The sequence below is a fragment of the Fibrobacter sp. HC4 genome, assembly GCF_023373925.1.
GTDB lineage: Bacteria > Fibrobacterota > Fibrobacteria > Fibrobacterales > Fibrobacteraceae > Fibrobacter.
The window spans coordinates 1-26,653 of record NZ_JALCZV010000010.1; the positions used below are offsets into that span (position 1 = coordinate 1).

23 protein-coding genes are annotated in these 26,653 nt (G+C 47.9%); 6 read left to right on the forward strand and 17 right to left on the reverse strand.

Features of this window, described 5'->3' with window-relative positions; genetic code table 11:
* A partial coding sequence (locus MMG03_RS07840; protein WP_249506034.1) for a class I tRNA ligase family protein occupies nt 1-1,793 on the reverse strand: 1,793 nt, incomplete at its 3' end.
* Between the two features lie 217 nt (nt 1,794-2,010).
* On the opposite strand from MMG03_RS07840, the gene MMG03_RS07845 reads away from it, so the two are divergent.
* Nucleotides 2,011-3,000 (forward strand): porin family protein, encoded by a 990-nt coding sequence (locus MMG03_RS07845; RefSeq protein ID WP_073161526.1) that lies wholly within the window; start codon nt 2,011-2,013, stop codon nt 2,998-3,000.
* Between the two features lie 108 nt (nt 3,001-3,108).
* The gene (locus MMG03_RS07850; protein ID WP_073238593.1) at nt 3,109-3,936 is read left to right on the forward strand and encodes an outer membrane beta-barrel protein; all 828 of its coding nucleotides are present in this window, start codon (nt 3,109-3,111) and stop codon (nt 3,934-3,936) included.
* Nucleotides 3,937-4,026: 90 nt separating this feature from the next.
* On the opposite strand, the gene MMG03_RS07855 is transcribed toward MMG03_RS07850, so the two are convergent.
* The 9 genes from MMG03_RS07855 to MMG03_RS07895 all read right to left on the reverse strand — a co-directional run bounded on the left by MMG03_RS07855 (nt 4,027) and on the right by MMG03_RS07895 (nt 14,556).
* Nucleotides 4,027-6,987: a fused MFS/spermidine synthase gene (locus MMG03_RS07855; RefSeq protein ID WP_249506035.1), complete on the reverse strand. Its 2,961-nt coding sequence runs from the start codon at nt 6,985-6,987 to the stop codon at nt 4,027-4,029.
* 26 nt (nt 6,988-7,013) lie between these two features.
* Nucleotides 7,014-8,582, reverse strand: a complete 1,569-nt coding sequence (locus MMG03_RS07860) for a M6 family metalloprotease domain-containing protein (RefSeq protein ID WP_249506036.1) — start codon at nt 8,580-8,582, stop codon at nt 7,014-7,016.
* 159 nt (nt 8,583-8,741) lie between these two features.
* Nucleotides 8,742-9,101, reverse strand: a complete 360-nt coding sequence (locus MMG03_RS07865) for a P-II family nitrogen regulator (RefSeq protein ID WP_073161522.1) — start codon at nt 9,099-9,101, stop codon at nt 8,742-8,744.
* Nucleotides 9,098-9,514 carry a hypothetical protein gene (locus MMG03_RS07870; RefSeq protein WP_073161521.1) on the reverse strand — a complete coding sequence of 139 codons (417 nt, stop codon included), beginning with the start codon at nt 9,512-9,514 and terminating at the stop codon, nt 9,098-9,100. Before MMG03_RS07870 ends, MMG03_RS07865 begins: the two co-directional genes overlap by 4 nt.
* Before the next feature lie 8 nt (nt 9,515-9,522).
* The gene (locus tag MMG03_RS07875) at nt 9,523-11,052 is read right to left on the reverse strand and encodes a DUF1538 domain-containing protein (protein WP_073161520.1); all 1,530 of its coding nucleotides are present in this window, start codon (nt 11,050-11,052) and stop codon (nt 9,523-9,525) included.
* A gap of 17 nt (nt 11,053-11,069) precedes the next feature.
* Nucleotides 11,070-11,807, reverse strand: coding sequence for an ABC-type transport auxiliary lipoprotein family protein (locus MMG03_RS07880; RefSeq protein WP_073238576.1), 738 nt, complete (start codon nt 11,805-11,807; stop codon nt 11,070-11,072).
* Nucleotides 11,807-12,778 carry an MlaD family protein gene (locus MMG03_RS07885; RefSeq protein WP_073238572.1) on the reverse strand — a complete coding sequence of 324 codons (972 nt, stop codon included), beginning with the start codon at nt 12,776-12,778 and terminating at the stop codon, nt 11,807-11,809. The genes MMG03_RS07880 and MMG03_RS07885 overlap by 1 nt, the downstream gene beginning before the upstream one ends.
* A 19-nt stretch (nt 12,779-12,797) precedes the next feature.
* Nucleotides 12,798-13,580 carry an ABC transporter ATP-binding protein gene (locus MMG03_RS07890; protein ID WP_073161517.1) on the reverse strand — a complete coding sequence of 261 codons (783 nt, stop codon included), beginning with the start codon at nt 13,578-13,580 and terminating at the stop codon, nt 12,798-12,800.
* Between the two features lie 7 nt (nt 13,581-13,587).
* The gene (locus MMG03_RS07895) at nt 13,588-14,556 is read right to left on the reverse strand and encodes an ABC transporter permease (RefSeq protein WP_158236537.1); all 969 of its coding nucleotides are present in this window, start codon (nt 14,554-14,556) and stop codon (nt 13,588-13,590) included.
* A 188-nt stretch (nt 14,557-14,744) separates the two neighbouring features.
* Here MMG03_RS07895 and MMG03_RS07900 point away from each other — a divergent pair, with 188 nt between their 5' ends.
* Genes MMG03_RS07900 through MMG03_RS07910 form a run of 3 tightly spaced genes read left to right on the forward strand, consistent with a single transcriptional unit; the run spans nt 14,745 to nt 16,319 of the window.
* Entirely contained in the window at nt 14,745-15,344 is a 600-nt protein-coding gene (locus tag MMG03_RS07900; protein WP_249506037.1) for an RNA polymerase sigma factor, read from the forward strand.
* On the forward strand, nt 15,328-15,684 hold the full coding sequence (locus MMG03_RS07905; RefSeq protein WP_073161515.1) for a hypothetical protein: 357 nt from the start codon (nt 15,328-15,330) through the stop codon (nt 15,682-15,684). Before MMG03_RS07900 ends, MMG03_RS07905 begins: the two co-directional genes overlap by 17 nt.
* Nucleotides 15,684-16,319: a Spy/CpxP family protein refolding chaperone gene (locus MMG03_RS07910; RefSeq protein ID WP_249506038.1), complete on the forward strand. Its 636-nt coding sequence runs from the start codon at nt 15,684-15,686 to the stop codon at nt 16,317-16,319. Before MMG03_RS07905 ends, MMG03_RS07910 begins: the two co-directional genes overlap by 1 nt.
* Nucleotides 16,320-16,416: 97 nt before the next feature.
* On the opposite strand, the gene MMG03_RS15860 is transcribed toward MMG03_RS07910, so the two are convergent.
* Nucleotides 16,417-16,542 carry a hypothetical protein gene (locus MMG03_RS15860; RefSeq protein WP_254917582.1) on the reverse strand — a complete coding sequence of 42 codons (126 nt, stop codon included), beginning with the start codon at nt 16,540-16,542 and terminating at the stop codon, nt 16,417-16,419.
* A 206-nt stretch (nt 16,543-16,748) separates the two neighbouring features.
* Here MMG03_RS15860 and pgi point away from each other — a divergent pair, with 206 nt between their 5' ends.
* Nucleotides 16,749-18,395 carry a glucose-6-phosphate isomerase gene (gene pgi / locus MMG03_RS07915; protein WP_249506039.1) on the forward strand — a complete coding sequence of 549 codons (1,647 nt, stop codon included), beginning with the start codon at nt 16,749-16,751 and terminating at the stop codon, nt 18,393-18,395.
* A 317-nt stretch (nt 18,396-18,712) separates the two neighbouring features.
* On the opposite strand, the gene MMG03_RS07920 is transcribed toward pgi, so the two are convergent.
* From MMG03_RS07920 to MMG03_RS07945, 6 genes are read right to left on the reverse strand one after another with little or no spacing between them, the layout of a single operon-like run.
* A complete protein-coding gene (locus MMG03_RS07920; protein WP_249506040.1) occupies nt 18,713-19,231 on the reverse strand; it encodes a hypothetical protein in 519 nt (172 codons plus the stop codon).
* 3 nt (nt 19,232-19,234) lie between these two features.
* A complete protein-coding gene (locus tag MMG03_RS07925; protein WP_249506041.1) occupies nt 19,235-19,915 on the reverse strand; it encodes a hypothetical protein in 681 nt (226 codons plus the stop codon).
* A gap of 15 nt (nt 19,916-19,930) precedes the next feature.
* Nucleotides 19,931-22,957, reverse strand: a complete 3,027-nt coding sequence (locus MMG03_RS07930; protein ID WP_249506042.1) for an ATP-binding protein — start codon at nt 22,955-22,957, stop codon at nt 19,931-19,933.
* Nucleotide 22,958: 1 nt separating this feature from the next.
* On the reverse strand, nt 22,959-25,763 hold the full coding sequence (locus MMG03_RS07935; RefSeq protein WP_249506043.1) for a hypothetical protein: 2,805 nt from the start codon (nt 25,761-25,763) through the stop codon (nt 22,959-22,961).
* Nucleotides 25,763-26,386 (reverse strand): hypothetical protein, encoded by a 624-nt coding sequence (locus MMG03_RS07940; RefSeq protein ID WP_249506044.1) that lies wholly within the window; start codon nt 26,384-26,386, stop codon nt 25,763-25,765. The genes MMG03_RS07935 and MMG03_RS07940 overlap by 1 nt, the downstream gene beginning before the upstream one ends.
* Nucleotides 26,379-26,624 (reverse strand): hypothetical protein, encoded by a 246-nt coding sequence (locus tag MMG03_RS07945; protein ID WP_249506045.1) that lies wholly within the window; start codon nt 26,622-26,624, stop codon nt 26,379-26,381. Before MMG03_RS07945 ends, MMG03_RS07940 begins: the two co-directional genes overlap by 8 nt.
* Between the last annotated feature and the right edge of the window lie 29 nt (nt 26,625-26,653).

The window sequence follows — 26,653 nt, forward strand, 5'->3', positions numbered from 1 at the left end:
TACAGCAAGTGGAGCACAGCGTGTTCTGCACCGCCCACATAAAGGTCGACGGGCATCCAGTACTTTTCAAGTTCCTTTGCAAGGAAAGCATCGCCGTTGCAAGCATCGATATAGCGGAGGTAGTACCAGCAAGAACCAGCCCACTGCGGCATGGTATTGGTTTCGCGGACACCCTTACGGCCGTTAGCGTCAACCACGTTCAGCCATTCAGTTGCGTTGGCCAGCGGAGACTGACCGCCGTCACCCGGCTTGTAGTCCTGCAGATCCGGCAGCTGAACCGGCAGCTGGTCGTCGTCGACGGTAGAGATTTCGCCATCTTCCCAGTGGATGATGGGGAACGGTTCGCCCCAGTAACGCTGACGGCTGAAGAGCCAGTCACGGAGCTTGTAGTTCACGGTAGCCTTACCGATCTTGTTGGCTTCCAGCCATTCGATCACCTTAGCCTTGCCAGCTTCCTTGTTGAGGCCGTTGAGGCAGAGGGTGTCGTTCTGGCTGTTGATGTAGGTGCCGTCGGCAGCCCAGCAAGCTTCACCAGCCAGCACCTGGGGCTTCACGTCTTCCGGGCAGGATGCGTCCGGTTCCATGATGCAGATAACAGGCAGGTTGAACTTCTTTGCGAATTCGAAGTCGCGGGTATCGTGGGCGGGCACAGCCATGATAGCGCCGGTGCCGTATCCAGTCAAAACGTAGTCAGCCACCCAAACCGGAATCTTGGTGCCGGTCAGCGGGTTGATGGCGTAGGAGCCAGAGAACACGCCGGTCTTTTCCTTGGCGAGTTCGGTACGGTCCAGGTCGCTCTTGAGGGCGGCAGCGTGAACGTAGGCTTCCACAGCTTCCTTCTGTTCCGGGGTAGTGAGGGTCGGAACCAGCTTGTGTTCAGGAGCCACCACCATGTAGGTTGCGCCAAACAGGGTATCGCAACGGGTGGTATAAACGCGGAGCTTGTTTTCGGTGGGCTTGCCGTTTGCATCAGCGATTGCGAAATCCACTTCTGCACCCTGGCTCTTGCCGATCCAGTTCTTCTGCATGTCCTTCACGCCCTGGGGCCAATCCAGCTTATCGAGGCCCTTCAACAAGCGGTCGCCATAATGGGGGATACGCATGAGCCACTGCTTCAGGTTACGGCGTTCCACTTCCTTGGTGCCGCACTTTTCGTGAGAACCGTCGTTCAGAACTTCTTCGTTAGCGCAAACAATCTTGCAGTGCTTGCACCACCAGACCTGAGCGTCGGCGTAGTAGGCAAGACGCTTGGAATCCTTGAACTTGCGAACTTCTGCTGCACCCTGAGCCTGAACATCAGCCGGGATGGGCAATTCTTCAATGGGGCGGCCCTTCTGCTGGACCTCATCGAACCAGGTGCCATAAAGGCGCTTGAAGATCCACTGGGTCCACTTGTAGTACTTGGGGTCGGTGGTGTTCACTTCCTTTTCCCAGTCATAGGAAAGGCCCAGGCGCTGGATCTGACGGCGGAAATTGTCGCAGTTCTTCTTGGTGGTGATTGCCGGGTGTGTTCCGGTCTGAATAGCGTACTGTTCTGCAGGCAGACCGAAGGCGTCCCAACCCATGGGGTGCAAGACGTTGAAACCCTTGGAACGCTTGTAGCGGCAAATGATATCCGTTGCGGTGTAACCTTCGGGGTGACCAACGTGGAGGCCTGCGCCACTGGGATACGGGAACATGTCCAGGCAGTAGAACTTGGGCTTGGACTGATCGGTGCCAGTCTTGAAGGTCTGATGTTCAGCCCAGTAAGCCTGCCACTTGGTTTCAATTTCTTGCGGATTATACTTTGCCATTTTTTCCTCGTTCAGCGGTGAGTTATGAGCAACGAGTGACGAGCCTTATAATCGCAGTTTCGCTGCACCTTTATGATGCGCGAAGCGCCACTATTCAACTCAAACCTCAAAGCCCGCCAAGGCAAGCGACCTCATACCTCACGGCTAGTTAAAATTTTACGGCGAAAAATTTAGAAAATACATAAACAAAGTGTTTTCAAAATGTTATAATTCTAGTATGTTCGCACCTAAGTTTTCTCACAAGCCGATTTTAACCATCGCCATGGCAATTGCCCTAGGCGGATTCTGTTCCACCGCATTCGCCCAGGGAGTTTTCGAAGGTTCCGGCGAAGAGGACAATAGTGGTTGCGTCGGCGACGGTTGCGGAATGGAATTTAACGAAGTTTCCAATTCTACGGATGATACGCAGAGCGACAACGCAAACGGTGTAGAGACTGTAGATGAAAACGGAGTAAAGACCGTCGTATACGGCACGGATTCAACCGCCCAGGATTCCGTAGCACAGGACTCCACCAAGGCAGCGGATTCCACGAAGGTAACAGAATTCTTCGATGACGAAGACACCCGCGCCAACTACGTGCAGGAAAACGCCAGCGAATACCGCGCCCGCAAAGAAGGCTTCTCCAAGTCCATCCAGTTCGGCTTCAGAGCCGGTGCCGGCGCAAACATGAACTTCCTCGGAAACCATACCGACGGCTGGAACGTAGGCTTTGACCTAGAAGCAGGCGCCATCGCCAAGCTCCCCATCGGAAACGATTTCTCTGTCGCCGCCGGCCTGGATTTCAGCTACCGCACCTACAGCTACGAAGGCGACAACGACTACAGCCACAACGAAGCAAGCATTTCTGAAATGCTGTTCCAGATTCCCGCCTTTATCCAGTACGCCTTCGATGAAGACGGATTCTTCCTGGGCCTGGGCGCAAACATCAGTCTCAAGATGTCAGGCGAAACCGAATTCAAGCAGACCGTCGACACCAAGGATAAACATTACAAAGATAAGCGCAGCAACACTATGCCCACCGTCGGCGTGGAACTGGGCAGCCTCCTGAATATCGGTTACGTTATCAACAAAAATCTGCAGGTCGACCTGCGCTATGTCCAGAACTACACAAACCTGCTGGACCAGGACGTTATCGCCGAATCCACCCTGATGAAAACCAAGCTCTTTACAAGCCACGTAACTTTGGGTGTAACTCTCCTACTTTAGAGACTAAACTTCCCGTTTCTTAAGTAAACTTTTTTTTCAACACTATTTTTACACGAATAAAATATTTTAGCTAGCTGGTATTCCAAGCTAGTTTTTTATTTTTACATCATGAATTTCAAGAAGTTTAGCCTTTTAGCAGCACTGACTATGGCGCTCTCCATGCCCGTATGGGCCCAGGACAGCGAAACTCCCAGCGACGATGAATGGGTCTCTGCCGACGACGCCAACAAGGCACCCGTCGAAGAAGAAGCCACCTATGACGGCTCCGCCGACAGCGAATTCGCCAATGACGAAGAATACGCCAGCGCCTATGCCAAGTATAAGGCACAATCCACCAAGAAATCCGACATTGAACGTCAGCGTAACGAAGGTTTCGCTCGCGCCGTGCTCCTTGGCGTCCGCGGTCAGGTCGGCGCCAACACCTTCCTGGGTCACAACTCCGATGGTTGGGGAACCGGCTTCCAGATCGGTGGCGGTCTTCTGGTCAAGATGAACCTGGGCATCAAGCACTTGAGCCTGGTTCCAGAACTGACTTTCAACTACCGCTATTACACCTACGAAAAGGACATGGAGATTTACACCAACGAGGCAAGCATCGACATTATGATGTTTGAAATCCCCATGGTTGTCCGCTATACCGTCGAAGACTGGGGCTTCTTCATCGGTGCCGGTGTGAATCTCGGCCTGAAGCTCACCGGTTCCTCTGAATTTTCTACCAGTGGCGAAACTCGCGAAAATACGGTGGCCACCTCCGGCATGGAAGTGGGCGGTGTTTTCGACCTGGGCTACATGCTGACTCGCTGGGTCAGTCTCGACCTGCGATTTGTCTGGTGCTTTACCAGTCTGTTGAACGAAACCCTGGTGGCTGAAGAAGCATTCTCCGAATCAACATTGAACACATTCTACACCAGCGTCGGTGTAAGTTTCATGTTCTAAAAAAAGATTTGCAGATATTAAAAAGGCCTGTTCCAACGAACAGGTCTTTTCTTATGCATACCTATAAAAAGAAAGGCAAAGCCGCCAAGCCTAGCGCTTGGCTGCCAAGGTCTTCCGGAGCTTATGGATTTCGCGTTCCATCAAGCGCTTTTCTACCGCAAAGAACCGGTCGTTCATCTGAATCGCATTCTTGTAGATTACGTCGGCAAGGTCCGCCTCTCCAGCCTGCAGAGCCATGATTACGCAATTGCGCAGGAAAAATTCATCCATGTCCTGCATCTCGTAATGGTCATAGAAGTCAGCCATCAAGAGGGCTGCCTTGGCGTAATCCTTGGCTCGAGCCGCTTCCGTGATGTTGAATTCATCCACAAAACTCTGGGGGAAGGCGCCAGCGGCAACCGCCTCACGAACCTTCACATAAACGCTGTTGGAATCGCGAACCTCCAGGGGAACGCCTCGCAGGTAGTCGGCATATTCCTCGCGGAACTTGGTGTACCCCACAGAGGCTTCCAGAGCCGTATCTGCCGACGCCACCACCTGAGCCACCTCTTGGGCGGTAGAATCAGCCACGACGGGAGTGGCGTTCTTCATCAGCTGTTCCACATAAGCAATCAAGGCCATTTCCTTGAAGGCATCCTTTTCTTCTGCGGCCATGGCCTTCACGCGGGCAGGGCGACGCTTGGCAAAATCTTCCGGATCGAGATATTCCGGCCAGCAGACTTCACAGGAATCGAACACCTGCACGATGTGAGCCTCGGAGTGAACAAAGCGGGCTTCCTCGGCGCGATTATCCACCATAGGCACAAAGACGCTGTTGGGTTCAACACCATCAAGCAGAGACGAAACCATCTTGTTGGTAAACAGGAAGTTCCTTTCGCCAAAGAATTCCGGATCGCGATGAATGCGCTCAAATTCCTTCACCAGTACCGAGTCGGTGCTAAAGCGGCCGATACCCTTCTGGTAAACCGGCTGGTCGCTGGCGATCATGATAATATCCGGTTCATCCGTCGACTTGTACAAACTGACATAAGGGAACGTCTGGTCCAGAGCCTTCAGAATATTCAGGAACATCAGATCGTTAAATTCATAAGTCTGAATCCACTGCACCCAAAGTCCGCCCGGCTTCATATAGCGGCGCATCTTGGCGTAGAACTCGTGGGCAAAGAGACCGGCCACGCCGCTGACCCAAGGATTAGAGGGAACGCTAATGATCATGTCATACTGGCGATGATTCGTATGGAAGAAGGTCGTCGCATCGTCAATAAAAATGTGAATACGAGGATCGTCATATCCGCGGTTATTCCAGGGGTAAAAACCCTTGGCCAGATCCATCATGGCTTCTTCGATTTCAACGCAGTCAAAATCCTTCAGCAAGGGGTCGGCCAGCAAATAATGGGCACCCATACCGCTACCGAAACCCACCATGGCGGCATCGTAAGGTTCAGTCTTTACGGCCATGGGCATAAAGGCGGTTGCCGCCTGAGTCAGTTCATCACTGGAAATAGGCTGAGTGCGGTCCTTGTTCAAGCTGGCATCAGCCTTACCGTTAGTCTTCACATAATAGTGAACCTTGGATTCATGGAAGCTGATGGTCGCCGTCTTTCCATCAATGACACGAATCTTTTCATCGGGATGCAAGTTCTTGAAAGAACGGAATACGCCGGACGTTACCAGATGAGGATCGAAGTTCACAAAGAGGGTCGGCAAAACCATGGCGGCGGCAGCCACATAGAACATGACATTGCGACGCCAACGTTTGCGGTAAACGGCCAACAGAATAAAACCAATGGCAAAGTCCAGCAAGGCAGCCACCACAAGGGCACCCTTCAGCTGCAACAACGGCAAAAGCAAAAGTCCACCGCCAGCAGAACCGATAATGGAACCCAGAGTATTCCAGCCGTACACCTTGCCAATGGGAGCTTCGCTCTTGAAGGCACGAGTCAAGATCAAGGTAATCAGCGGCAAAGTCATACCGGCAAAGAAGCTGGTAGGCACCATCCACAGCAAAGACAAGGCGTACTTGAACAGACTCCAGCAAACGTAACCATCCGTAGTCGGATTAAAAATCTGGTTGGCCTCGTTCATCATGGCCCAGAACGGCTGATGGAAATACAGCGTACAGAGCGCAAAGAAAGCCATAAAAATCTGGGCCAGGGAAAGCACCACCAGAGAATCCTTCTTCAGGAGCTTACCGCTGACAGCACTGCCGATGGCAAGGCCCAAGATAAATGCAGAAAGCATCTGGTCAAAACTATGGCTAGAGCTCCCCATCAAAAGGGAAAGCAGTCGAGTCCACACAATCTCGTACACAAAACTGGTCAGGCCCGTTACCGCCGCAATCCACAGCAAGGCATTCTTAGGCGGCATGGGCAAGTTGTGCTTCGCCACAAAATCTTCGTTGGGGTCTTCTTCTTCGCCTTCGTCGTCAGTCGCATGCACAGGAGAAGTCGCCAATCCGATAAAACCGAAAACTGCAGCCAGCAAGAAGTTGATGGAAGCGGCCACAATCAACGTAGCATGATTACCAATTTCAGGAATCAGCAAGTAGCTGGTAGCCAAGATACCGATGGCAGAGCCCAGGCTGTTGGTAAAGTAGAGCATGGGCAGCGAAACTTCCGCACCGCTCTTGCGCATAAGGCCCGCAGCAATGAAGGGGAACGTCATACCCACCGCAATGGCAATGGGGAGCGTAGAACCTGTCGCCAGAATCACCTTGGCAATTTCTGCACCGCGAGAACTCAAAGACGCCGTAAACTCGGAGTCATAGAAAATTCCCGTCAGCCAGTTGTACATGGGGTGGTAAGCCACGCCGCCAATACCGATACCCAATTCCACCAAGCCGTAGCCCAAGAGCGGGCGCTTAGTCTTCGTCACCAGTTTTCCGGCAACAAAGCTACCGATGGCAAGGCCGCCCATGTAAATGCAGAGGGTCAGCACCTGACCGTAACTGGAATGTCCCAGGAACAATTTGAGGTAGCGCGCCCAGGAACCTTCGTAAATCAGGCCAGCAAAGCCCGACAAGGCAAACAGGAAATAAATCAGAATATTCATGGCGTAAATTTATACAAATTATGCCACTATAGTACAGCCCTCGTCAGGTTTATTCCATCTTGTTCAATAATCAAGATAAACTTTTGATTACGAACATGACTAGGCACTTGGACAATTATATCAAAACCGTTCATTTTCATTTCGTACAAAACCTGCCCATTCAGCGAGAACAGTCTCACGTTCTTTTCTCCTGGCACAGACGAACGAATGTGCAGGGATCCATTCCGCAGCATTGCCCTAGTACGAAACATCTGCGTAATAGACGGCTTTCCCGTTCCAAAAGGTTTCAAAGAGTCATTAATTTCAGCATAGCTAAATGAATAGGGAACACTCCGCGACGAAGACGATAAGTGAGGAACAAAAACCGCACTAGAACTTGAGCTCGAAATTTTTATTTCCTCCATATACGGCGTGGACCTAGAAACCTTGAACGTCACATAGTTCTTGTCTTCGGACTCCGTGATTTCGGATAGCGTAATATTCATGTTAAGGCCGTTGCGAAAAACAAAACCGTCAAATGAAGTGACATTCCCGGTTCCAGGGAACACGTCGGAGGGAAGGGCAGGGCCAGCATCATAGGAGCATGATTCTCCAGCATTTTGAATTTTCATCATACTAGGCTTAGCCCTAACAATGTACTCACGAGCATGGCACCTATAGTCATTAATTTTTTTTGTCCATGCCGAATCATCATAATCAACATACCAAACCAGCATACCGGAATTTTTCTGTCTATTGTCCCATATTTTCTTTGTACGATACTCAAGCAAATACATCTCTTTTTCATTTTCGGGATTAGTAATAGAAATAGCGACATTGTCATCCAATTTATCCAACCGAATAAATTCCTCGTTACCCAATTCAGAAGGCGTAAGCCAACCCATCAACATTCTATCAAAGGCCATATACAATGGAGGCACCTTACCATTACCATCATCCATGACAGACCAGGTTTCCACAACAGGCAACATAGCCCCCACATAAACATCAGGCAAACCAAGAGCATGACTGAATTCGTGAACAAAAGTGGTTATTTCGTCCATTTCGTTAACACAGGAAAAGCGACCAACAAAAAAGTTATCGTTTACTTTCAACCCCAACTCGCGCAAAGCAGGCCACAAATTGCTGTTGGAACCACCTCTCTTTCCCGCATATACCATAGGAATCACTTCAACATCGCCATTGCCATAATTATCATAAGCAGAAAAATCCGTTCCCTGCGAAAGCAGGGAATCTAAAGCCTGAGAAAACATCAATTCAGCAGTATTTCCAACAGGAGTATCGTAAAAATCCTTTGTATTCGGAAGGGTTACTGGACCGTACACATCAAAAGAGGGGCGATACTCCCCCATGGAATTGTAAACGAAGTAATCCCTTACACTGCCAACATTACCATATTCATTGAAGCCTTCCTTATTCAAAAAATTTGTATAGAAGGCCCTTGGATCTTCGTGCGTAAATTTGACATCATCAAACTGCACAAGAATGACCGGAACACGAACGTCCCCAATGGTAATATTTTTATTCAAGAGAGGTTGCGCCAGACACGCGACCGCAAAAAACAACAGTAAAAAAGTTATTCTAAAAAAACGCATTCAATCCTCCTAGCGCCAACATAAAACAATTTAACAATCGACAGATGTCATCTTCTGATTAAAAACGAGTTGCAAACAAATATTTTTCAAAAAACATTTATTACAATTTACGACATCAATCTTACGATGGCGTTATGAAGGGCATTTTATTATTGACAATTATTTCTTTACGATAGAAGCCATCTTCTGCGTCAGACGTTCCTTCCACGGAGTAAGGCCAACCACGTTATCCACCGGCAGCGAGAACGCGATTCCCTGGCCCATGGTATCAAGGCCAGCCTTCTGGTAAAGGGCATGGAGAACGTCATCCTTGATCTTTGCATCCACAAGGATCATGACGATTTCCTTTTCGGGCTGGATAGCGATGTGGAAAAGGGATTCCGCTTCCTTGTTTGCAGTTCCGCGTGCATTCAGGATGGTACCGCCGCGAGCGCCAGCTTCCTTGGCAGCATCCATCACGGCTTCAGAGAAACCTGCATTCACAATACAAAAAATGACTTCGTGATTGAATCCACTCATTGTTCATTTCTCCGGACCGCATCGCGGTTGTCGCTTAAAAAGTTAAAAATGGACTTACCGATAATGCTTGCCATGGGAATGGTATAGGCAATGCCCTTACCGCCCACGATGGTGTTAAACTTTTCTTCAAGACTGTCCAGGGCCGCGGTCAAGTTTTCGTCACCGATAATGCTAAAGATTACGGCACGGTCAGAATCCGTAAGGCCCATGGCAGTGGCAATTTCCTTGGGAGCCGTACCCTGGCCATAAACCACCATCTGCATATTCACGCCAAAACTCTGGATGTGGTCCATATAGAAATCAGCCTTGCTGCGGCTCACCACCGTAATCAGCACCTTCAGCTTATTCATTGAAACCCTGGAATGACCCGACTTTGCAGGGGCGCGACGAATGTACTTCTTTAAATCAGCCATACCTCTCCCTACATAAAGTCAATAATCTGTTCGTCATCCGCATCCTGGATACGACGCATCATCATTCGGTTTCTTACAAATCTAGAGGCCACCGCCTTAAAACCCAGAATCTGAATCGTAATCAGCGGAGTCATGGCCACCATGGCCACCACACCAAAAGCATAGCTCAAAATGCCACCTTCGCCATGAATGGCAGAGCAGGCACCAATGGCCAAAGGCAAAATAAAACTGGAAGTCAAGGGGCCGCTAGCCACACCACCGGAGTCAAAGGCGATGGCCGTATAAAGCTTAGGCACAAAGAAGGAAAGTCCCAAAGAAAGGAAGTAACCGGGAATAAGGTAATAGATTACCGGGAATCCATAAATCAGACGGATCATGGAAAGTCCGATAGAAATACCCACACCTACAGAAAGGGCGATCAACATGGAGCGCTTGGTGACAAGGCCGCCAGTAATTTCTTCTACCTGTTTATTGAGAACGTGAACGGCAGGTTCCGCAAGAACAACCACCATTCCAATCACAAAACCAGAAATCACCAGGGCACGGGGCAGTTGAGCCAGCTGTTGCCCCAATTCAAAGCCGATAGGCATAAAGCCCACCGCCACAGCCGTCAAGAAAATCACAAGTCCCACAAAGGTATATACGATACCGAAGCCGATCTGGGCCAGCTTGGCGCGAGAAAGCTTAAGCACCGTCAGCTGCAAGGTCACGAAGAACGCCACGATCAATCCAAGGGCAACCAGCACTTCCTTGGCAACGCCTGCCACCGCCGGCAAGAAATTCGCACCAAGGCTTGCGTCAATGGAATAAGCTTCTTCGGAAAGGGTATAAGTCAGGTCACCCTGAGCAAACAGAACAAGACCCATCAAGGCAAGCATGGGGCCAACAGAGCAAAGAGCAATCAGACCGAAGCTGTTTTCGCTGGCATGCTTACCGCCAATGGCACCAGCCACACCCACACCCAGGGCCATGATAAAGGGAACCGTAATGGGGCCTGTAGTCACACCGCCACTATCAAAGGCCAGCGGCACAAAAACTTCCTTGCCCAGCGAAACCATCAACATTCCCAACATGAACAGAACCATGTAGAAGAAGATGATAATCGCTGAAAGGTCCTTCTTAAAAACAATCTTGAAAATGGAAATCAAGAGGAACAGGCCCACGCCGATACCTACCGTAGCAATCAGCATGGTAGGGTTCACAGCATTCTTCACCTGCTCCGCAAGCACCGACAAATCCGGTTCCGCAATGGTAATAAGCACGCCCATCACAAAGCAGACCGAAGCCAGCAACAGAACGCGGCGGGATTTGGCAAGACCGGAACCCATATGTTCGCCCATAGGGGTCATGGCCAGGTCAGCGCCCAGGTTGAACAGGCCAATGCCCACCACCAGAAATACGGCGCAAACCGCAAAGACAACCATTTCCTTAAAGCTCAGCGACACCAGCGGCGTAAAGGAAACAATCAAGACAATCAGTGTTATGGGCAACACCGACGCAAAGGATTCCTTTAACTTAGCCAATAAAATTTTGAGCATCACTCCGCAATATAGCTTTATTCGCTCACTGCAGGCGGCTCGACCTCCGGAGCAGCGGGCGCTTCCGTTGCGGGAACATCAGAAGCGGCGGGCTCTTCCATTTCGGGGGCGGGCAATTCTTCATACCCCTTGGCGGTCACATGTTCCTCGGGAACAAAACTCATCACGCGGCGGATATCGTCAATGGCGTCATCTGCAAATGCCTTCAGCAGTTCATAGACGGCCTCGGCAAAATTCCTCATGTCGTCGCCTTTATAGCTCCTGGATTCATCGTAAGCCTTACGCCAGATAAAGCCCTCGGTTTCGGTCTTACGCAAGGTGAAGGTAACGGCCAGACGGGCAAAGCGATCGTTTCCGCGGTCCACTTCTTCCACGGCATTCACATGGGTCATGAATTCCAGATCCGGCTTGACAGCCACATCCACATCCAGTACGCCAAAGAGGGCCGAAGACTTCATCATAGAAGTCACAGACTGTTCCACCAGAAATTCCGGGCGGGCAGCCCACACGGAATAAGTGTAGAACATGAAGTCATAAGGCGATTCGCGATACACGATATTGTTTCGACGGTAGGCCGGGTCTACAGAGGCATGGGTCACCATCAAAGTGTAGGGGAACACCGGATCTGCGGTAGCCTTCTTCACCTCGGGAACAGGCAGCATGTAATATTTGACTTCCCTATCAGGGCCGCCAAAGCAACCCGTGAGAACCATCGCAACGGCGCAAGCCATCCAAAAGGCAATCTTACCCATCATTACTTCTCCCTATCAGAAGCCTTGGGACTGCGAATCAGGCTAGAGGGCTGATTCTTGATCTTCTGGCTGAAATCGTTGAGGTTTTCCAGAATGGCATTCAGCTGCTTAAGAGCATCTGCAAAGTTCGTCTGGTTCTTATACAGGAACACATCCACTCTCCTGGACATAGCTTCCAGCGAATGCAAAGTCTTGACCAGGTCGTCGTTCATCTGCTTGGTATCGAGAGCGGCCATCTTCGCCTGGATCTGGTCCAGCGTATTCTTGACTTCTATAGCCAAGTGGGACTCGTCAAGTTCTGCGGTAATGCGCTTCAGGGAACCCATAGACGTATCCAGCTTTGCTACCGGAGCCTCCATGGACTTCACCAGACGATTGCCGTTATTCAAGAGAGCGTTTCCGGTAGCCACCATGGTCTTGGTGCCGGCGGAAGCCTCTTCAAAATTAGAGAGGGTGCGTGAAATCTTCTTGGCATTCTTTTCTGACAGAACGTTGTTCAAATTATCCAGAAGCATTTCGATGCGGGCCACCAAGTTTTCTGCCTGGCCCGTAATTTCGCTGATGCGGTTCACGCCCGCCTGAACAAAGGAGCCATCGGGAAGATTTTCTTCTGCGGCATCGCCACCATTCAAAATCAGGTAGCGGTTTCCCGTCAACGAAATACCACTCGTCATCTGCACCTGGGTACCCGCCTTAATAGGCGTTTCGGGGCTTACCTCAAACCAGACCATCACATTGTTCAAGTTCTTCGGGTCAATCAGAATCTTGCGCACATGACCCACATCGATACCGTTCAGCATCACGCGGGCATCCACCGACAGACCCTGCACCGATTCAGAGAAAATCGTGTAATAGGTAACTTTCTGATTGTGGATCTTTTCACCAATCAGATAGCCCACAAAGCCCACAATTCCCACAAAACACAATAGCAGGAATAAACCTAGCCTTATTCGTTCCGCTTTCGTAGTTTCCATAAGTTATCCTTTCCTACCCTCAGTTTTCAAAGTCAAAATTTATAAATCCGGCATTACCCAATTCATCGGGGCATTCACGCCTAAAGAACGTCCGGATCTCGGGAATATCCGATTCCAACCCCTGCTGCAGATTTCCATCCAGAAGGACCTCGCCCTCCTTCAAGAAAATGAACTTGTCGCAGATGGTCTTGATGCTTTCAAGTTCGTGAGTCACGATGACCACCGAAATCTTCAAGTCGTCCCGCAGTTCCAAAAGCAGTTCGTCCAGGGACCTGGCGGTAATAGGGTCAAGACCTGCAGACGGTTCATCACAGAACAGCAGTTCAGGTTCCAGCGCCAGGGCGCGGGCAAGGGCCGCACGTTTACGCATACCGCCCGAAAGTTCCGACGGATACTTGTTAAAGGCATGAAGTAGATGCACCTTCTCCAAACGATCCGCAATCACATCGTCCATGATGCTCTTGGGAATCCCCGGCTTGTGACGTTGCAGGGGCAAGGCCACATTCTCGGCCACAGTTAGACTTGTTAACAAGGCGCCACCCTGGAACAGCACTCCCGTACGCTTGCGAACTTCATCGGGAATAGGGACCGTAGCAGGATAAGCTTCCCCAAAAAAGGAGATGTTACCGCCAAGGGGTTTTTCTAACTGTAAAATATTATTCAGAAGCGTCGACTTGCCGCAACCGGAACCGCCAAGAATCACGCGGATCTCGCCGGCAGCCACCTCGAAGCTTACGTCCTTCAGGATCACCTTGCGTCCGTAGCCCGCCTTCAAATGTTCCACTTTCAATAAGGGAGTCATAAAACCTCTAGTAGAATATGAAGGAGAACAGGGCATCCGCAAGGATGATACCCGCAATGGAATAAACAACGCAGACCGTGGTGGCCTTACCCACCGAATCGGCACCGCCTCGAGCCCTGAAGCCCTGGAGGCAGGCAATCAAGGTCACGATCCAGCCAAACACCATGGACTTGACAATGCTCTTGAACAACAGCACCATGGGCAGGGCCCCGCGCAAACCTTCCCAGTAATTGCGGGGCGAAATTTCACAAATCCAGAACGCCACCAGAAAGCCGGCAAAACAGCCAATCACCGATGCCATAAAGGAAAGAATAGGCACGGCGATAGTCATGGCCTTAAAGCGGGGCAAGATCAAATACTGAACCGGATGGATACCCATGGTACGCAAGGCCTTGATTTCTTCGGCCACGCTCATACTGGCGATTTCTGCCGTAATGGAACTTCCGGAACGGCCCGCCAAAATGATGGAAGTCAGCAGGGGGCCCATTTCGGCAAACATCAAAAAGCCTACACCCACAGAAAGGTAATCGGCGGCACCGAAAGTATTCAGCTGGTTGGCACTCTGGAGTGCCAAGGTAAAACCAATCAGAAATACCAACAAGAAGACAATGCCGGCAGCCTCGCTACCCAGGCGCAGCAACTGTTTGGCCACACCGCCAAAAGGCAAGCGCTTACGGTCAAAACGGCCCACAAAAGTCCAATAGACACTTTCGCTGAGCAGGTAAAGCAAGGTCTTCAAGGTATCAATGACTTCAAAGCCCATCCACCCCAGACGTTCGACGAATCCTGCGGCCTCGGCGATTTCGCCGGCAGGCACGTCAATTTTACGCACCCTCGACAATTCCGCCTTTATTTCCGGCGAAAAATTCGCAAGTTTCAGACGATGTCCGAGACGTTCCGCTTCCAGGGCTAACTTTGCGAACAGGGCCTTGGATTCCAGATCCAACCCCACGAAATTGGCCCCATCCAATCGCAAATCTGACCTCCTCAGAACGCGCATACACTTGCCAAGCCAACTTGACAACTGCTTCGGAGCAATCCGTTCCGGGAGCGTTAATGTAACCAAATCCTCCATAAGCAAAAAGTAATATATTTTTTGACACTTCTATATAAGTCTCACTTTTTTTGCAACCGCCAAAACACCACAATCATCAAAAGTGCGAAATGAACACGAATCTGGTCGAATCCACAATCATCCAAAAGCTGAAGCTCGGTAGCCGCGAAGCCCTGGCCCTCCTCTGGCAGGACCACAGCAAGAACGTACTGAACCTGGCCTTCCGCATGATGAAGGATCGCGACCAGGCCGAAGACATCCTGATGGACGTATTCGTTCAGATCCCCAAGGCGATACATAAATTTCGTGGAGAATCGGCGCTGAACACCTGGCTGTACAAGCTAACCGTAAACGCCTGCCTCATGAAACTTAGAGCGCAAAAAAGACATAGCGAACTGGAAAGCGAAAACGCCCTCCTCATCATAGAAGAGGCCCTAGGCCAGAACGAAGGCGAGAACATTGACATTCCGGGCCGCACACAGAACGAAGCCGAGCATTACGATCCGGAACTTCTGTCCCAAGGTCTGAACACCTTACCCGCCGAAACACGAAGCATGCTCTGGCTCAAGGATGCCGAAGATTTAGACATCAAGGACCTTTCCGAGGTTTACAACCTCCCCGAAGGAACCATCAAGGCAAAACTCAGCCGAGCCCGCCACCGTATCAAAGACTTTATAAGGGAGCGAATCCACCATGCAAAACAAGCTTGATTTTTCTAGTCTGGAACAGCTCACCCCAAGAGCAGACTCCTGGGAAAAAGTCTGCGCCCGCCTGGACGCGGATTCCAGCAAGGTAGACGCCCTGCCCAGCAACCTCATCCCCTTCCGCATCATGAGTGCCATCCCCCTGGCCGCAAGCCTGGTGCTGATCGGTATTAGCGTTCTCATGACCGCATTCTCCAACACCTCCGAGAATATTTCCATCAGCACCATTACTTCTACCGAGGTATCCAGCTGGTATCATGGTCTGGGCAGCGACAACGACAACGACGATTTTGACACATTGGACGAAAACGTAACCCTCAGCTATTTCTATAAGGACGCAAAATAATGAAAGGATCAGCAAAACTCTTTATCGCAAGCCTCATCGTGTTCGCCGCCTCCGCCGGATTCTTCGCAGGATCCGTATGCATGAAACCCTGCCCCAAGGGCCCCATGGCCATGGAAGGCTTCCAACCGGGCATGATGCCGCCGCCGGGATTCGATGGTAAGAATCCTCCCCCGGAAATGAAGGGTCCCATGGGCCAGCACGGCCCCAAGGGTCACAGAGGCCCCCACGGTCCTAACGGTCCTGACCGCGAAATGATGGACTCCTTGCTGCAGGTCACCGCCGACCAGAAGGTAGCCCTCGAAAAGAACCGCACCGAAGCCGAGGAAACCCTGAAGACCCTCCGCAAGAATAAGTTCGAGGCAGAAAAGGCCCTGGGCGAAGCTCTGAACACCGAAGACATCAAGGCCATCGAAACGGCAAAGGCAAACGTCCTGTCTGCCGACAAGGCCCTGCTGGACCACCGCATCAATTCCATCGCCGCCCTGAACAAGATCCTGACCAAGGAACAGCGCGAGAAGTTCCGTGCCTTCCACAAGGAAGCCATGAAGAAGTTCAAGGATCACAAGGGTCATGGTCCTAAGCCCGGCATGGGTCCCGATATGGGCCCCAAGTTCGAAGGCGAACCCCGGGAATAACAGACGAATTTCCTTGATAAGCAACAAAGGCCCCGGCAATTGCCGGGGCCTTTTCCGTTAAATTTTTTGTTGTGCGTTAATTGTTAAAGTCTAATTGTTAAACGAAGGCGAATATTACCAGGAGGGCCGTCGCAACAGCGAGAACGCCGCTGATGAAGGCTTCCACCTTCGGGCCATACTGCTTTGTCTCAGTATGCGTCTCATCTTGAAAACGCTGTTCCATAATACCTTCCTTTACACCACAGGGTTTCCCATCCCTGTCTTTACAAATTACAAAATTTCGCCATTCTTGAGGTGAGTTTCGTCACAGAAATCTATGGACTTTCCATCCACGAGTATTAGGGGTTGGAATATTAGAAATTGTCTTATTCCAACTTTTTCTATATTTCCGCCCGTATTTAACTCCCGCCTAGCGGAAAGGATTAAACTATGTCTAAACTGACTGATTCTATGGAATGGAAGGCTCTCGAAGCCCACTCCGAAGTTGCAAAGACCTGGCACATGAAGGAACTCTTCGCCAAGGATCCCAGCCGCGCTGCCAAGTTCAGCGCCGAAGCTTGCGGCCTCTTCCTGGACTACTCCAAGAACATCATCACTGACGAAACCATGGCTAAGCTCCAGGACCTCCTGAAGTCTGCCAACTTCGAAGAAATCCGCGCTAAGTACTTCGGTGGCGAAAAGATCAACACCACCGAAAAGCGTGCAGTTCTCCACACTGCTCTCCGCTACAAGGGTAACGATCCTATCTGCGTCGACGGCAAGGACGTTATGCCCGAAGTCCGTGCTGTTCTCAAGCACATGGAAGAATTCACCAACCTGGTCCGCAACGGTTCCTGGAAGGGCCACACCGGCAAGTCCATCAAGTATGTGGTGAACATCGGTATCGGTGGTTCTGACCTTGGCCCGGTGATGGTTACCGAAGCCCTCAAGCCCTATGCTGGCGAAAACGCTCCCGAAGTGTTCTTCGTTTCTAACATCGACGGCACCCACATGGCAGAAACCCTGAAGAAGGTCAACCTGGAAGAAACCCTCTTCATCGTCGCTTCCAAGACTTTCACCACCCTCGAAACCATGACCAATGCAGAAACCGCCAAGGCTGCAGTTCTCAAGGCTTTCAACGGCGACGAAAAGTCCATCGCCAAGCACTTCGTTGCTCTTTCCACCAACACCGAAGCTGTTTCCGCTTTCGGTATCGACCCGGCCAACATGTTCGAATTCTGGAACTGGGTTGGCGGCCGCTACTCTCTGTGGTCTGCAATCGGTCTGTCCATCTCCCTGCGCATCGGCTTCGATAACTACATGAAGCTCCACCAGGGTGCTTACGAAATGGATCAGCACTTCAAGACTGCTCCTGCCGACAAGAACCTGCCGGTTATCCTCGCCCTCATCGGTGTCTGGTACAACAACTTCTTCGGTGCATCCAGCTACGCTATGCTCCCCTACGACCAGTACCTCCATCGCCTGGCCGCCTACTTCCAGCAGGCCGACATGGAATCCAACGGTAAGTTCGTTGACCGCGACTGCAACCGCGTCGACTACCAGACTGGTCCGATCCTCTGGGGCGAACCGGGTACCAACGGTCAGCACGCCTTCTATCAGCTGATCCACCAGGGCACCAAGATGATTCCTTGCGACTTCATCGCCCCGGCAAACAGCCACAACGCAGTTGGCGATCACCACCAGAAGCTGCTCTCCAACTTCTTCGCTCAGCCCGAAGCCCTCATGAACGGCAAGACTCAGGAACAGGCTGCAGAAGAACTCCGCAAGGCTGGCAAGTCTGAAGAAGAAATCGCTTTCCTCGCTCCCCACAAGGTGTTCGAAGGCAACAAGCCCACCAACTCCATCATGATGGACTACGTTTCTCCGGAACGTCTCGGTGCTCTCATTGCCATGTACGAACACAAGATCTTCACCCAGGGCGTTATCTGGAACATCAACAGCTACGACCAGTGGGGTGTTGAACTGGGTAAGCAGCTGGCCATGAAGATCCTCCCGGAACTGAAGGCTGACACCGAACTCAAGCACGACTCTTCCACCAACCAGCTCATCAACTGGTTCAAGAGCCACCAGGGCTAGTGTACAGGATAAAGGATATAGGATAAAAAGTCTTTACGCTTTATCCTCTACACTTTACACTAACCTTATCCTTTCCGCTTTACACTAATGGGATCGGTCGCTTAGCTCCCTTTGAGGAAAAGACGAGAGACGAGAGAAATTTCGGCTCTCGTCTTTTTTGTAGAGCAAATTTAGTAGACAGCAGGAAGTAGGCAGTAGACTGGTTTGCGGGTAAGGACCGCGCAGGCGGAGATCAGACAAATTATCAAATAGAAAAGTCCCCGGTCAATACCGGGGACGTCGTTTCTCATAAGAAATGTAATGCAGGAAAAAGACATTTATCGTTTCTGCTGTTCTTTCCAAAGTTCAGAAAAGTAATCCTGGAAAGGAGTCTTAGAATTCATTTTCGCTCCCTTATTTTTAGGAGCATTCGTCTTTTTCAAGTTACAGTACATTTTCACTTCAGACTCGACAAAAGGAATGTTCCCCACCTCCTGCGCAAGAACGTTCCCTTTCATATCGCATAGAACAATAGAGTCTGCTCCGTACAGTCCCTTCAGAAATTCAAAAATACAGTTCTGCTCCCAACTAGATTTATCCTCAGCAAACTCGTGCTTAAAGAGCGATTTGAAATAAGTTAGTTTATCAGCTAGAAAGCAAAAGTCAACTTGTTGACCATTTCTATAGGCAGACTCCTCCTTCCACCATTTCCAAAGTACCTCTGAGGATTCGAAAACCGGAAAATCGGATTCTCCCAAAATTTCAACATTGCGAAGTTTGCCTTCCTTTTCAAAAAAAACGGATAAGACACCTTCCTTGACAACAAACAAATATTTCAAATCAACTAAACTTTTCATGGTCTACTTATTTCCCATGACTTTATTAATAGCTTCGTAAATTTGATTTTCGCTCATTTCAGGGCATGCCGCCTTCATTGCGTTAGCCAACGTTTCTGCAACCTTATCTGGCTTTTCAGTTGTCGGCTTACCATTCAAATAAGCACTAATGTCGGAAGTGGAGGCAGAGCATCCTCTTGCAAAATCAACAAGCTGTTCCGCACCCATTTTACAAACTGCCCCGATTTTCAGCACATCTATGGGAATGGACATACTCAATCTTTCCTGAGCATCCTTCATGTAAGCACCAGCGCCAACACACTTATAAGCACAGCACTTGACATCATTGGAACGGATTTCGTTCATTCGTTTTTCATCAATTTTTACCTTTTCTCGCAGAGCATCCAGGTATTCCTTCGTACTTTTATAGTCATTAGGCTTGATACCCATTTTGGCACCTTCTTCCATCATGGCACCCATTTCCTCGGGAGTTTCCTTCTCCGGGCGACCGCAGAAGACCTTGGCTATTTCACAGACCAACTGAATAACAAGGCCAAAAATCGGATTGGCAGCTATTTTTCCTATGGTCGCGGCGATAGAGGCGATTCCAGCCCCTAAAGAACCGACAACCCCAGCCAAGCCACTGCAAATTCCACCTATAGCAGATCCTATAGCACCAAGAGCGGCACCGATTATACCAAACATAACTTACTCCTTTTTTTAGCTTTTAGTTTGAACAATAACTTCTCTTATTGCATTTTTTATTGAATTTATTTCCTTCGGTCCAAAATTGCAACCGAAATCTGATTTAATAAATTCAACTATTTTCTCCGTCACATCTTCATCTACATTTGGATTTAGACAAAGATTCATTAAACGGATGTCATCATAATCAATCACACCTTTTTTTCTGAATTTTCCAATTGCAACTTCCGCTTCATTACAACTAGTAGTTACAGAAACTACATTGTTCAACATATCTTTGTAGTAAGGGAGATTATTGGCGACAAACAGGACCTTTTCAACAAGTTCCTTCCGAGTCGGTTTCTGACGCCAATAATTTCCTGGAATTAAGGAACCGTCTAGATAATGATCCACGTAGAAATCATAAACAGGATTCAACAAATCAGCATCGGAAATCTGATTCATGGCAACTGTATCAACAGACTGATTTATTTGCACCTGTATGGCCTTAGGAAAGTCCTGCGAAAATAGAATAGCACGACCAGCGACCAAGTTAGACAAGAACTTCTTCTGTTCCGACGACAACGCCATGGTATTGCCGATAGCATCCTTATCGTCCTGAGCAAAGAGACGATGTACGATTTTGGTATTCGTATTCTTCAATACTTCCGAAGTAAGCTTATTCGGGATCTGGTCAACGATTATCAATGATTCCCCGTATTTTCGCACTTCCGCAAGCATATCCGTAAAAGAATCGACCGCAAGTTTTCGACTTTGATTTTCACCGGGAGCAACCGATGTCAATAATCTGTGAGCCTCTTCAATCAAGGTGATATGCTTCTGACAAGGATTCTTTGCATGTCTTGACTTTATCGCCTCATTGATGTTGCAAAAAATGAAGCCCATCAGCAACGCCTTTTCATTAGAACTCTTGATATCCTCAAGTTCCAAGACTACATTTTTTTCCAAAAGCTGCTCAAAGTCCATTGACCGATGAACATTCAGCATAACGCCCTTGGCTCCAACAACCAGGCCACTCATATAAGCCAAAATGGATCCGCGATATTCGCCTTCCAGCCTTTCACTAAATCCGAAATCCTTTACAACATCCTTTGACTTATTTATAACATCTTCCATTGTCGGAAAGCTTCGAACTCCCTTCGCAAAGGGATCCTTAAACAAGTCATTTTCATTCGTGTCAATATTCCAACCATAGTCCCTATAGCACTCATAAATAGAGCGTTCTATGATTTGAGGAATTGCGGCTTCCATATCGGAAGAGGATTCAATACAGGCCTTAATCATATCCACATGGGAAGTAATACTTTCATGCGGATAGAATTCGAAGGGATTTAGACGGAACGGTGTTTTTCGCACATCGCCAATCGTGAATACGAGAACATCCCTACGTTTCTTCAGCAGGGCCCGATACTCCCTTTTGGCAGGTTCAATGACCATAAAGGGACAATCAGCCGCCTCCAAAAGCTGCATGCAGGTCGTCGTCTTTCCACTACCCGTAACACCTGACACAAAAACATGTTTATCCAAGACATCCTTTTTCAAATAGACCGGAATCTGTTTTTGCTCGGAGCCACTAATAACCAGATTTCCCAAGGCGATTTGGTCATCTTTGGCTGTTTCAGGATAATTCAGTCCAAATTCAACTTCTTCCCTTAGATTTACGCCAACGACTTCCTTTTGGGGAATACCCGCAATAACAGCCAGCTCCTTGGATGTCAGCCAATTTCCAAAATAATACTTGCCGTCAAACTCCACCTGTGACAATGCAGTACGGAAATAGCGCTCCTCATCACAGGGGTTCTTGGAAAACATGCACTTGGGCAGCTGAAACTCAAGAATGGTATCACGAATGATTTTTTCGTTTACCGAATTGTCACTTCCATCACTTCCTCGCTTACCTTGCAGCGAAACTATGTCAAAGGAAACCTTATTACCAGTTTCTCCAGCCCAGATGGAACTTGCGATATTGGCAAGTCGGTTCAATTCCAAATGCGTATTGGCAAATAAAAATGTTGATGTAACAAAGATTCCCTTTCCCGAACCATAATCCAGACGGGGAATCTGAACCTCATCGAGGAACTTGATAAAATTCTGACTATGCTTATTTACAATCTCTCGAGTTACTGCAGAACCCACGCCATCCGTATGACTTTTGCTACTTGTATCGGAATGATTTTTTCCCGAGCTATCCCCATCCGTAGACGTGGTGCCGCCGGATTCTGATGTTCCATGAGTCGTCGAAGATGACTTCGAACTAGAGGACGAACCGCTTGACGAGCCATTAGTTGTAGAATCGTTCTTGCTTTCACTAAAATTCTTGGCAATAGAATGGGATTCGCCTGAATTCGTTCCGTCAGACGCTGAAGTTCCCTCAGTATCGCTCCTAGATGTACTTTCTTGATGCGATACCTTTGAAATAATAGTCTGGCTATTATACAAAAAGAAAACGTCCTTTTCGCATTTGGCAATTTCATCCTTGCTTAACGCCTTCGCCAAGACCAGCACACAAAATTCCGTACCCAGCATGGAATCGATTAGACGATCTACGCCCTGAAAGTGGCCATCATCGTTATTTTTTTGAGCAACTCCAGGAACGCCTTCCAGCATGGCAGAACGTCGCATGTCGAATATTTTATTCACAACGCAATCCTGTTCGCCATTTTCATTACTCAAAGCGCGGATTTTGCTTCCTCTGAAATTTCCCTTAAAGGCGGGTTCAAGAATGTTCGTGCCAATATCATGAATATTCACTTTCGGAAAGGATGTATCCTGGGCGACACCAAGATAAATTTTTACCCCGGTCTTACTTCCTAGCAAAATGTAAACTACATTGACGCCTTCAATCCTGAGTGCTCCAAGAACATTTTCCAGCGCTTCTTTTCGCGGAGCCTTTTCCTCAAAGGTAATCTCATCAATCTGAAACAGTCGAAGCCAATTTTGGTGTTCCTGTTTTTGCACGGGAACCGCTTTAAACGAGCTCTTATTCAAGTACAGCTGAGAAATATTCTCTAGGACGCTCTTGTCATCAAATTTCTTATCCATATTACTCCTCAAGAAGAACCTTCACCGGATTTTCCAAGAATTCGCCATTCTTCACGCCCTCGGCGGTTGCAACGGTATAGGCAATTGATTTAGCATCCATGGCGCAAACATAGATACCGACGTCTTCATCTTCGTAGGATTTTTCAATCCTTCTACGAAGCATCTTCACATCCTTGATATCAGTTTGCTTGGCTGTAACTTCAGGAAGGGATGAGTAATAGATTTCAAAATCTTCAACATAAGCATCCGTGAACAGCATCCACTGGTTATACTTCATCTTTTCACAAGTCAAAGGACTAAAGAAGTATTTGCCAGGGCAGGCTCTATTCTTACGTTTTGTCCCGACATAATATTTGAAGGCTACCTCGTCATTATCCATCTTTTGGGATATCACTTTAATCGTAGATCCCGGACGGCTTTCAAGAAGACCATACACAACACCCGTTTTACCCGTAGGCGCAGTAACTGACTCATTGACATCAATTCCCTTTTCATTCAGGATGCTTTTAGAATCTTCTGTTCCAAGAGGTGGATACAATTCAAAAAAGTTTTTTTCTGTGCCATTTTTTGAATTAATATCCTTATTGAATTTTTCAATATACTTCATGAAAAGTTCATAAACGATTGGGGACTTGCAGGAATTACCTGCAAGGAATATTACAAGCTTTTCAAAATCCGGGCGTTTATTTTCATGCTGGGTTATAGTCAAGGTCTGGAAGAAGTTGGAGATGCCCTTTTCAATTCTTTGCATCAGAATACCTAACAAGTCGACATCAATACCATAATTAACGTTCTTCAGATAAAGAGGGAACTGAGATAAGCGATTCCCACCTTTGTCAAAGAGGTCCAGCTTAATAACACCTTCCTCAATTTCCTTTTCCCATTGAGCAAGATTTCTTGATTCGCGTTCATCAGAAGTCTCATCCTGATTTTCAGCACCGCCGTCATTAACGACCTTTCCCATGATGCCGTTTACAATCTTTTCTAGGTAATATTCCTTTGTAAGCCCCTCCCAGAAGGGTCTAAGCTTTTCCATCAACTGCTTGGTATTTCTGCGAGCTTCTTGAGAATTATCCACAAGAACTTCGGAACCGTCAAACAGGCTGCATTCTTCCGGCTTAGAAAAAGATATCCCATAAAGGAGTTTGTCCTCATTCGGCAACAGCAAGTTCGCATTAGCCTTGAAAATCTCATAGGCAAGCAGTGCCAGAAGATTTTCGCCGCCAAGATACTTATCTCCGCCATTGTTCATGTGTTCAATGACATAGTCATACTTGCGTTCCGTAGGTTTTGATTCGTCGGCAATTCGCCAGCAGCCAAAATCAAAGTCCGTAGTGCCTCCACCAAAGTCAAAGACACCATAGTACACAGGCTTTTCGTCAAGTACATTGAAACCATATTGCTGAAGTGCGCAAATGGCATAAGCGGCAGGTTCGCTAGCCCCCTGACGGACTCTGAACATTCTCATCGCAGCTTCATCATGCAAAACTTCCTGAGGCAAGGATTTCTTTAGACCAGCGCTAAAACTTTCAATGATTTTTTTACGGATTCCATTTTCGTAATTAACAGGGAAAGACATCACATAGTCAAGATAAATCCCATTTCGCATATTATTTATGAAAAGGCCGATGTAATACGCATAAGCCTCAATGGGATTAAAATCGTCTTTGCCTATTTTATCAAAAGCCTTAAGAATAAGGCTATGCCCCTTTTGGTCAACAATCTTTAGATTGTGGCCGCTATTTGAACCCGCCCACTGTTTTAAATCATAGAAATAGGAATAGAAATTTCTATTACTTTGGCTTTCCTTTAGATGCTCATTTGCCGTATGCGAAATGGTACAGTCATTCCACTTCGTAAAAGGGCGACCCTCAAATTTCTTGTACGCCTGGAAGAAGGATTCGAAATCTTTTAATTCAAGTACCGTAGGATTTTCATATTGTTTCGCTTCGATCTTCTTCGTAAGATCCCCAACGCCGATACGAATTAGACGGGCATCATCACTGCCATCCAAAAAGCCAACGATGGTACTTTTGGTACCGAAATCAATGCCAATCAAGCCATTCTCATGAATGTCAGACAATGGATTTCTCGCTACAAGGCAATCGTTACCATCGGAATTTTCAGTAGGGCAACACCAAATATCCCAGTGGCCTCTATTTATATCATACAATAAATTCCCATCGTACTCTTCGATATCCGCTCTAGCTTTTTCCGAAGTCAAGAGGGCATCATCCAGATCCATTTTCATTAAATCTATTAGGAACTCATAATCTTCAAACCCTTCGATTTTATAGCCAAGAATAAAGGCATCAAACAGAGAATTGCAACTTATGTAGGGAACAACAAAAGAACTAAAGTTTGAACCAGAATTAAATTCACAACTATTATAGCTGTTTGTAACCCAACACCATTTCTTATTCGATACGGTTCTATAGGCGACACAAACATCACTCCAACCCCATGCATTTTTTAGAACCGCACACACCATCTTTGCGACATTCGCAGAGGGGATTGGGCTAGCCATAGGATATTTCCTTTCAAATTCCTGTTCAACCTCTGGCGGAAATGACCGATAAGTTGTAGTATTTAGGAAATCGTTTCTTATATTTGTCGCACAAAGCATCTTCCATGCCCTGTAGTAAACAAATATGCTGCCCTTAAAACCTACACTATCGTGCTGGCTTTCATATTCGTCAAGTTTACTCTTTAATTCCCTATATTTTTGAGCAATTTCTGCGTTGCCTTTTTCAGACATCAAAACAAGATTTTCTTTTGAACAAGCCACATTTTTTGTATTTGACATTAGCCAACCCTCACAATACATTTACTTTCAATTTTTTCTGTATTCTTGTTACGAATCCCCCAAAGGACATTTCTAATGACCTTTCCAGCCTCGGGATCATTGGGCATCTTTGTCGCGCGATCAAGATCATATCTTTTCTGAACGTCACATTCATAGCGAGCATAAACAAAGCCCTTCCTAGTCTCAGCATTGATATCAAAAAGCCTTGTCAACACGACAAGCACATCGCTGAACTCATCTGAGGTTTCGTATGCAGGATCCTTTAAAAGTTCTGCAGTAACTACCCTGTACAATGCAAGAACATTTTCAAACTGGCTAGCAGTTACAATAAAGGAGAAAAGAGTATCTTCCTTTATCAAATCCTTCAATCCAATAAAACGCTTAGAAGCCTCTTTGTATTTTTTCCAAAGGCTTTCATACGATTCATACTCCTTATCGGCCTTTGTCTCAGTCCCTTTGGCATTTTCCGAAATAGGAGCAACCTCTCCAGTCGGTTCATCATCACCATCATGCGGCTTGACTAAGGCACTAGCAATATCTTTCAAAATATTGGAGATTATTTTACGAATTCGGATTTCTCGAAGATCCCAAATTTCATCGTCATTAACTTTTTTATTAAGCATAAACACCTCTGACAGCATTTAAATTAATCAAAAAAACATCAAAAAATATGATATCATAACGCATTTTTCCTTTTTTAGGAATATATGAACGATTTTGAGCGTTTTCAAGCACGACTCTTCCACCAACCAGCTCATCAACTGGTTCAAGAAGAATCAGAAGTAAGCTTCGCTTCCCTAGAGATTGCAAAAAAAACACAGCAACAGTGACCTCGGACGAGGCCACTGTTTTTTTGTTCAAACCTTTTCAAAAAAAAGATATATTAGGGA

Coding starts and splice junctions, on each gene's coding strand:
- MMG03_RS07865 (WP_073161522.1), bottom strand. CDS start 9,101: ATGAGTGGATTCAATCACGAAGTCATTTTTTGTATTGTGAATGCAGGT.
- MMG03_RS07920 (WP_249506040.1), bottom strand. CDS start 19,231: ATGAAAAGTTTAGTTGATTTGAAATATTTGTTTGTTGTCAAGGAAGGT.
- MMG03_RS07905 (WP_073161515.1), top strand. CDS start 15,328: ATGCAAAACAAGCTTGATTTTTCTAGTCTGGAACAGCTCACCCCAAGA.
- MMG03_RS07885 (WP_073238572.1), bottom strand. CDS start 12,778: ATGGAAACTACGAAAGCGGAACGAATAAGGCTAGGTTTATTCCTGCTA.
- MMG03_RS07890 (WP_073161517.1), bottom strand. CDS start 13,580: ATGACTCCCTTATTGAAAGTGGAACATTTGAAGGCGGGCTACGGACGC.
- MMG03_RS07910 (WP_249506038.1), top strand. CDS start 15,684: ATGAAAGGATCAGCAAAACTCTTTATCGCAAGCCTCATCGTGTTCGCC.
- MMG03_RS07845 (WP_073161526.1), top strand. CDS start 2,011: ATGTTCGCACCTAAGTTTTCTCACAAGCCGATTTTAACCATCGCCATG.
- MMG03_RS07875 (WP_073161520.1), bottom strand. CDS start 11,052: ATGCTCAAAATTTTATTGGCTAAGTTAAAGGAATCCTTTGCGTCGGTG.
- MMG03_RS07870 (WP_073161521.1), bottom strand. CDS start 9,514: ATGGCTGATTTAAAGAAGTACATTCGTCGCGCCCCTGCAAAGTCGGGT.
- MMG03_RS07860 (WP_249506036.1), bottom strand. CDS start 8,582: ATGCGTTTTTTTAGAATAACTTTTTTACTGTTGTTTTTTGCGGTCGCG.
- MMG03_RS07940 (WP_249506044.1), bottom strand. CDS start 26,386: ATGCTTAATAAAAAAGTTAATGACGATGAAATTTGGGATCTTCGAGAA.
- MMG03_RS07900 (WP_249506037.1), top strand. CDS start 14,745: ATGAACACGAATCTGGTCGAATCCACAATCATCCAAAAGCTGAAGCTC.
- MMG03_RS07880 (WP_073238576.1), bottom strand. CDS start 11,807: ATGATGGGTAAGATTGCCTTTTGGATGGCTTGCGCCGTTGCGATGGTT.
- MMG03_RS07855 (WP_249506035.1), bottom strand. CDS start 6,987: ATGAATATTCTGATTTATTTCCTGTTTGCCTTGTCGGGCTTTGCTGGC.
- pgi (WP_249506039.1), top strand. CDS start 16,749: ATGTCTAAACTGACTGATTCTATGGAATGGAAGGCTCTCGAAGCCCAC.
- MMG03_RS07935 (WP_249506043.1), bottom strand. CDS start 25,763: ATGTCAAATACAAAAAATGTGGCTTGTTCAAAAGAAAATCTTGTTTTG.
- MMG03_RS07930 (WP_249506042.1), bottom strand. CDS start 22,957: ATGGATAAGAAATTTGATGACAAGAGCGTCCTAGAGAATATTTCTCAG.
- MMG03_RS15860 (WP_254917582.1), bottom strand. CDS start 16,542: ATGGAACAGCGTTTTCAAGATGAGACGCATACTGAGACAAAGCAGTAT.
- MMG03_RS07925 (WP_249506041.1), bottom strand. CDS start 19,915: ATGTTTGGTATAATCGGTGCCGCTCTTGGTGCTATAGGATCTGCTATA.
- MMG03_RS07850 (WP_073238593.1), top strand. CDS start 3,109: ATGAATTTCAAGAAGTTTAGCCTTTTAGCAGCACTGACTATGGCGCTC.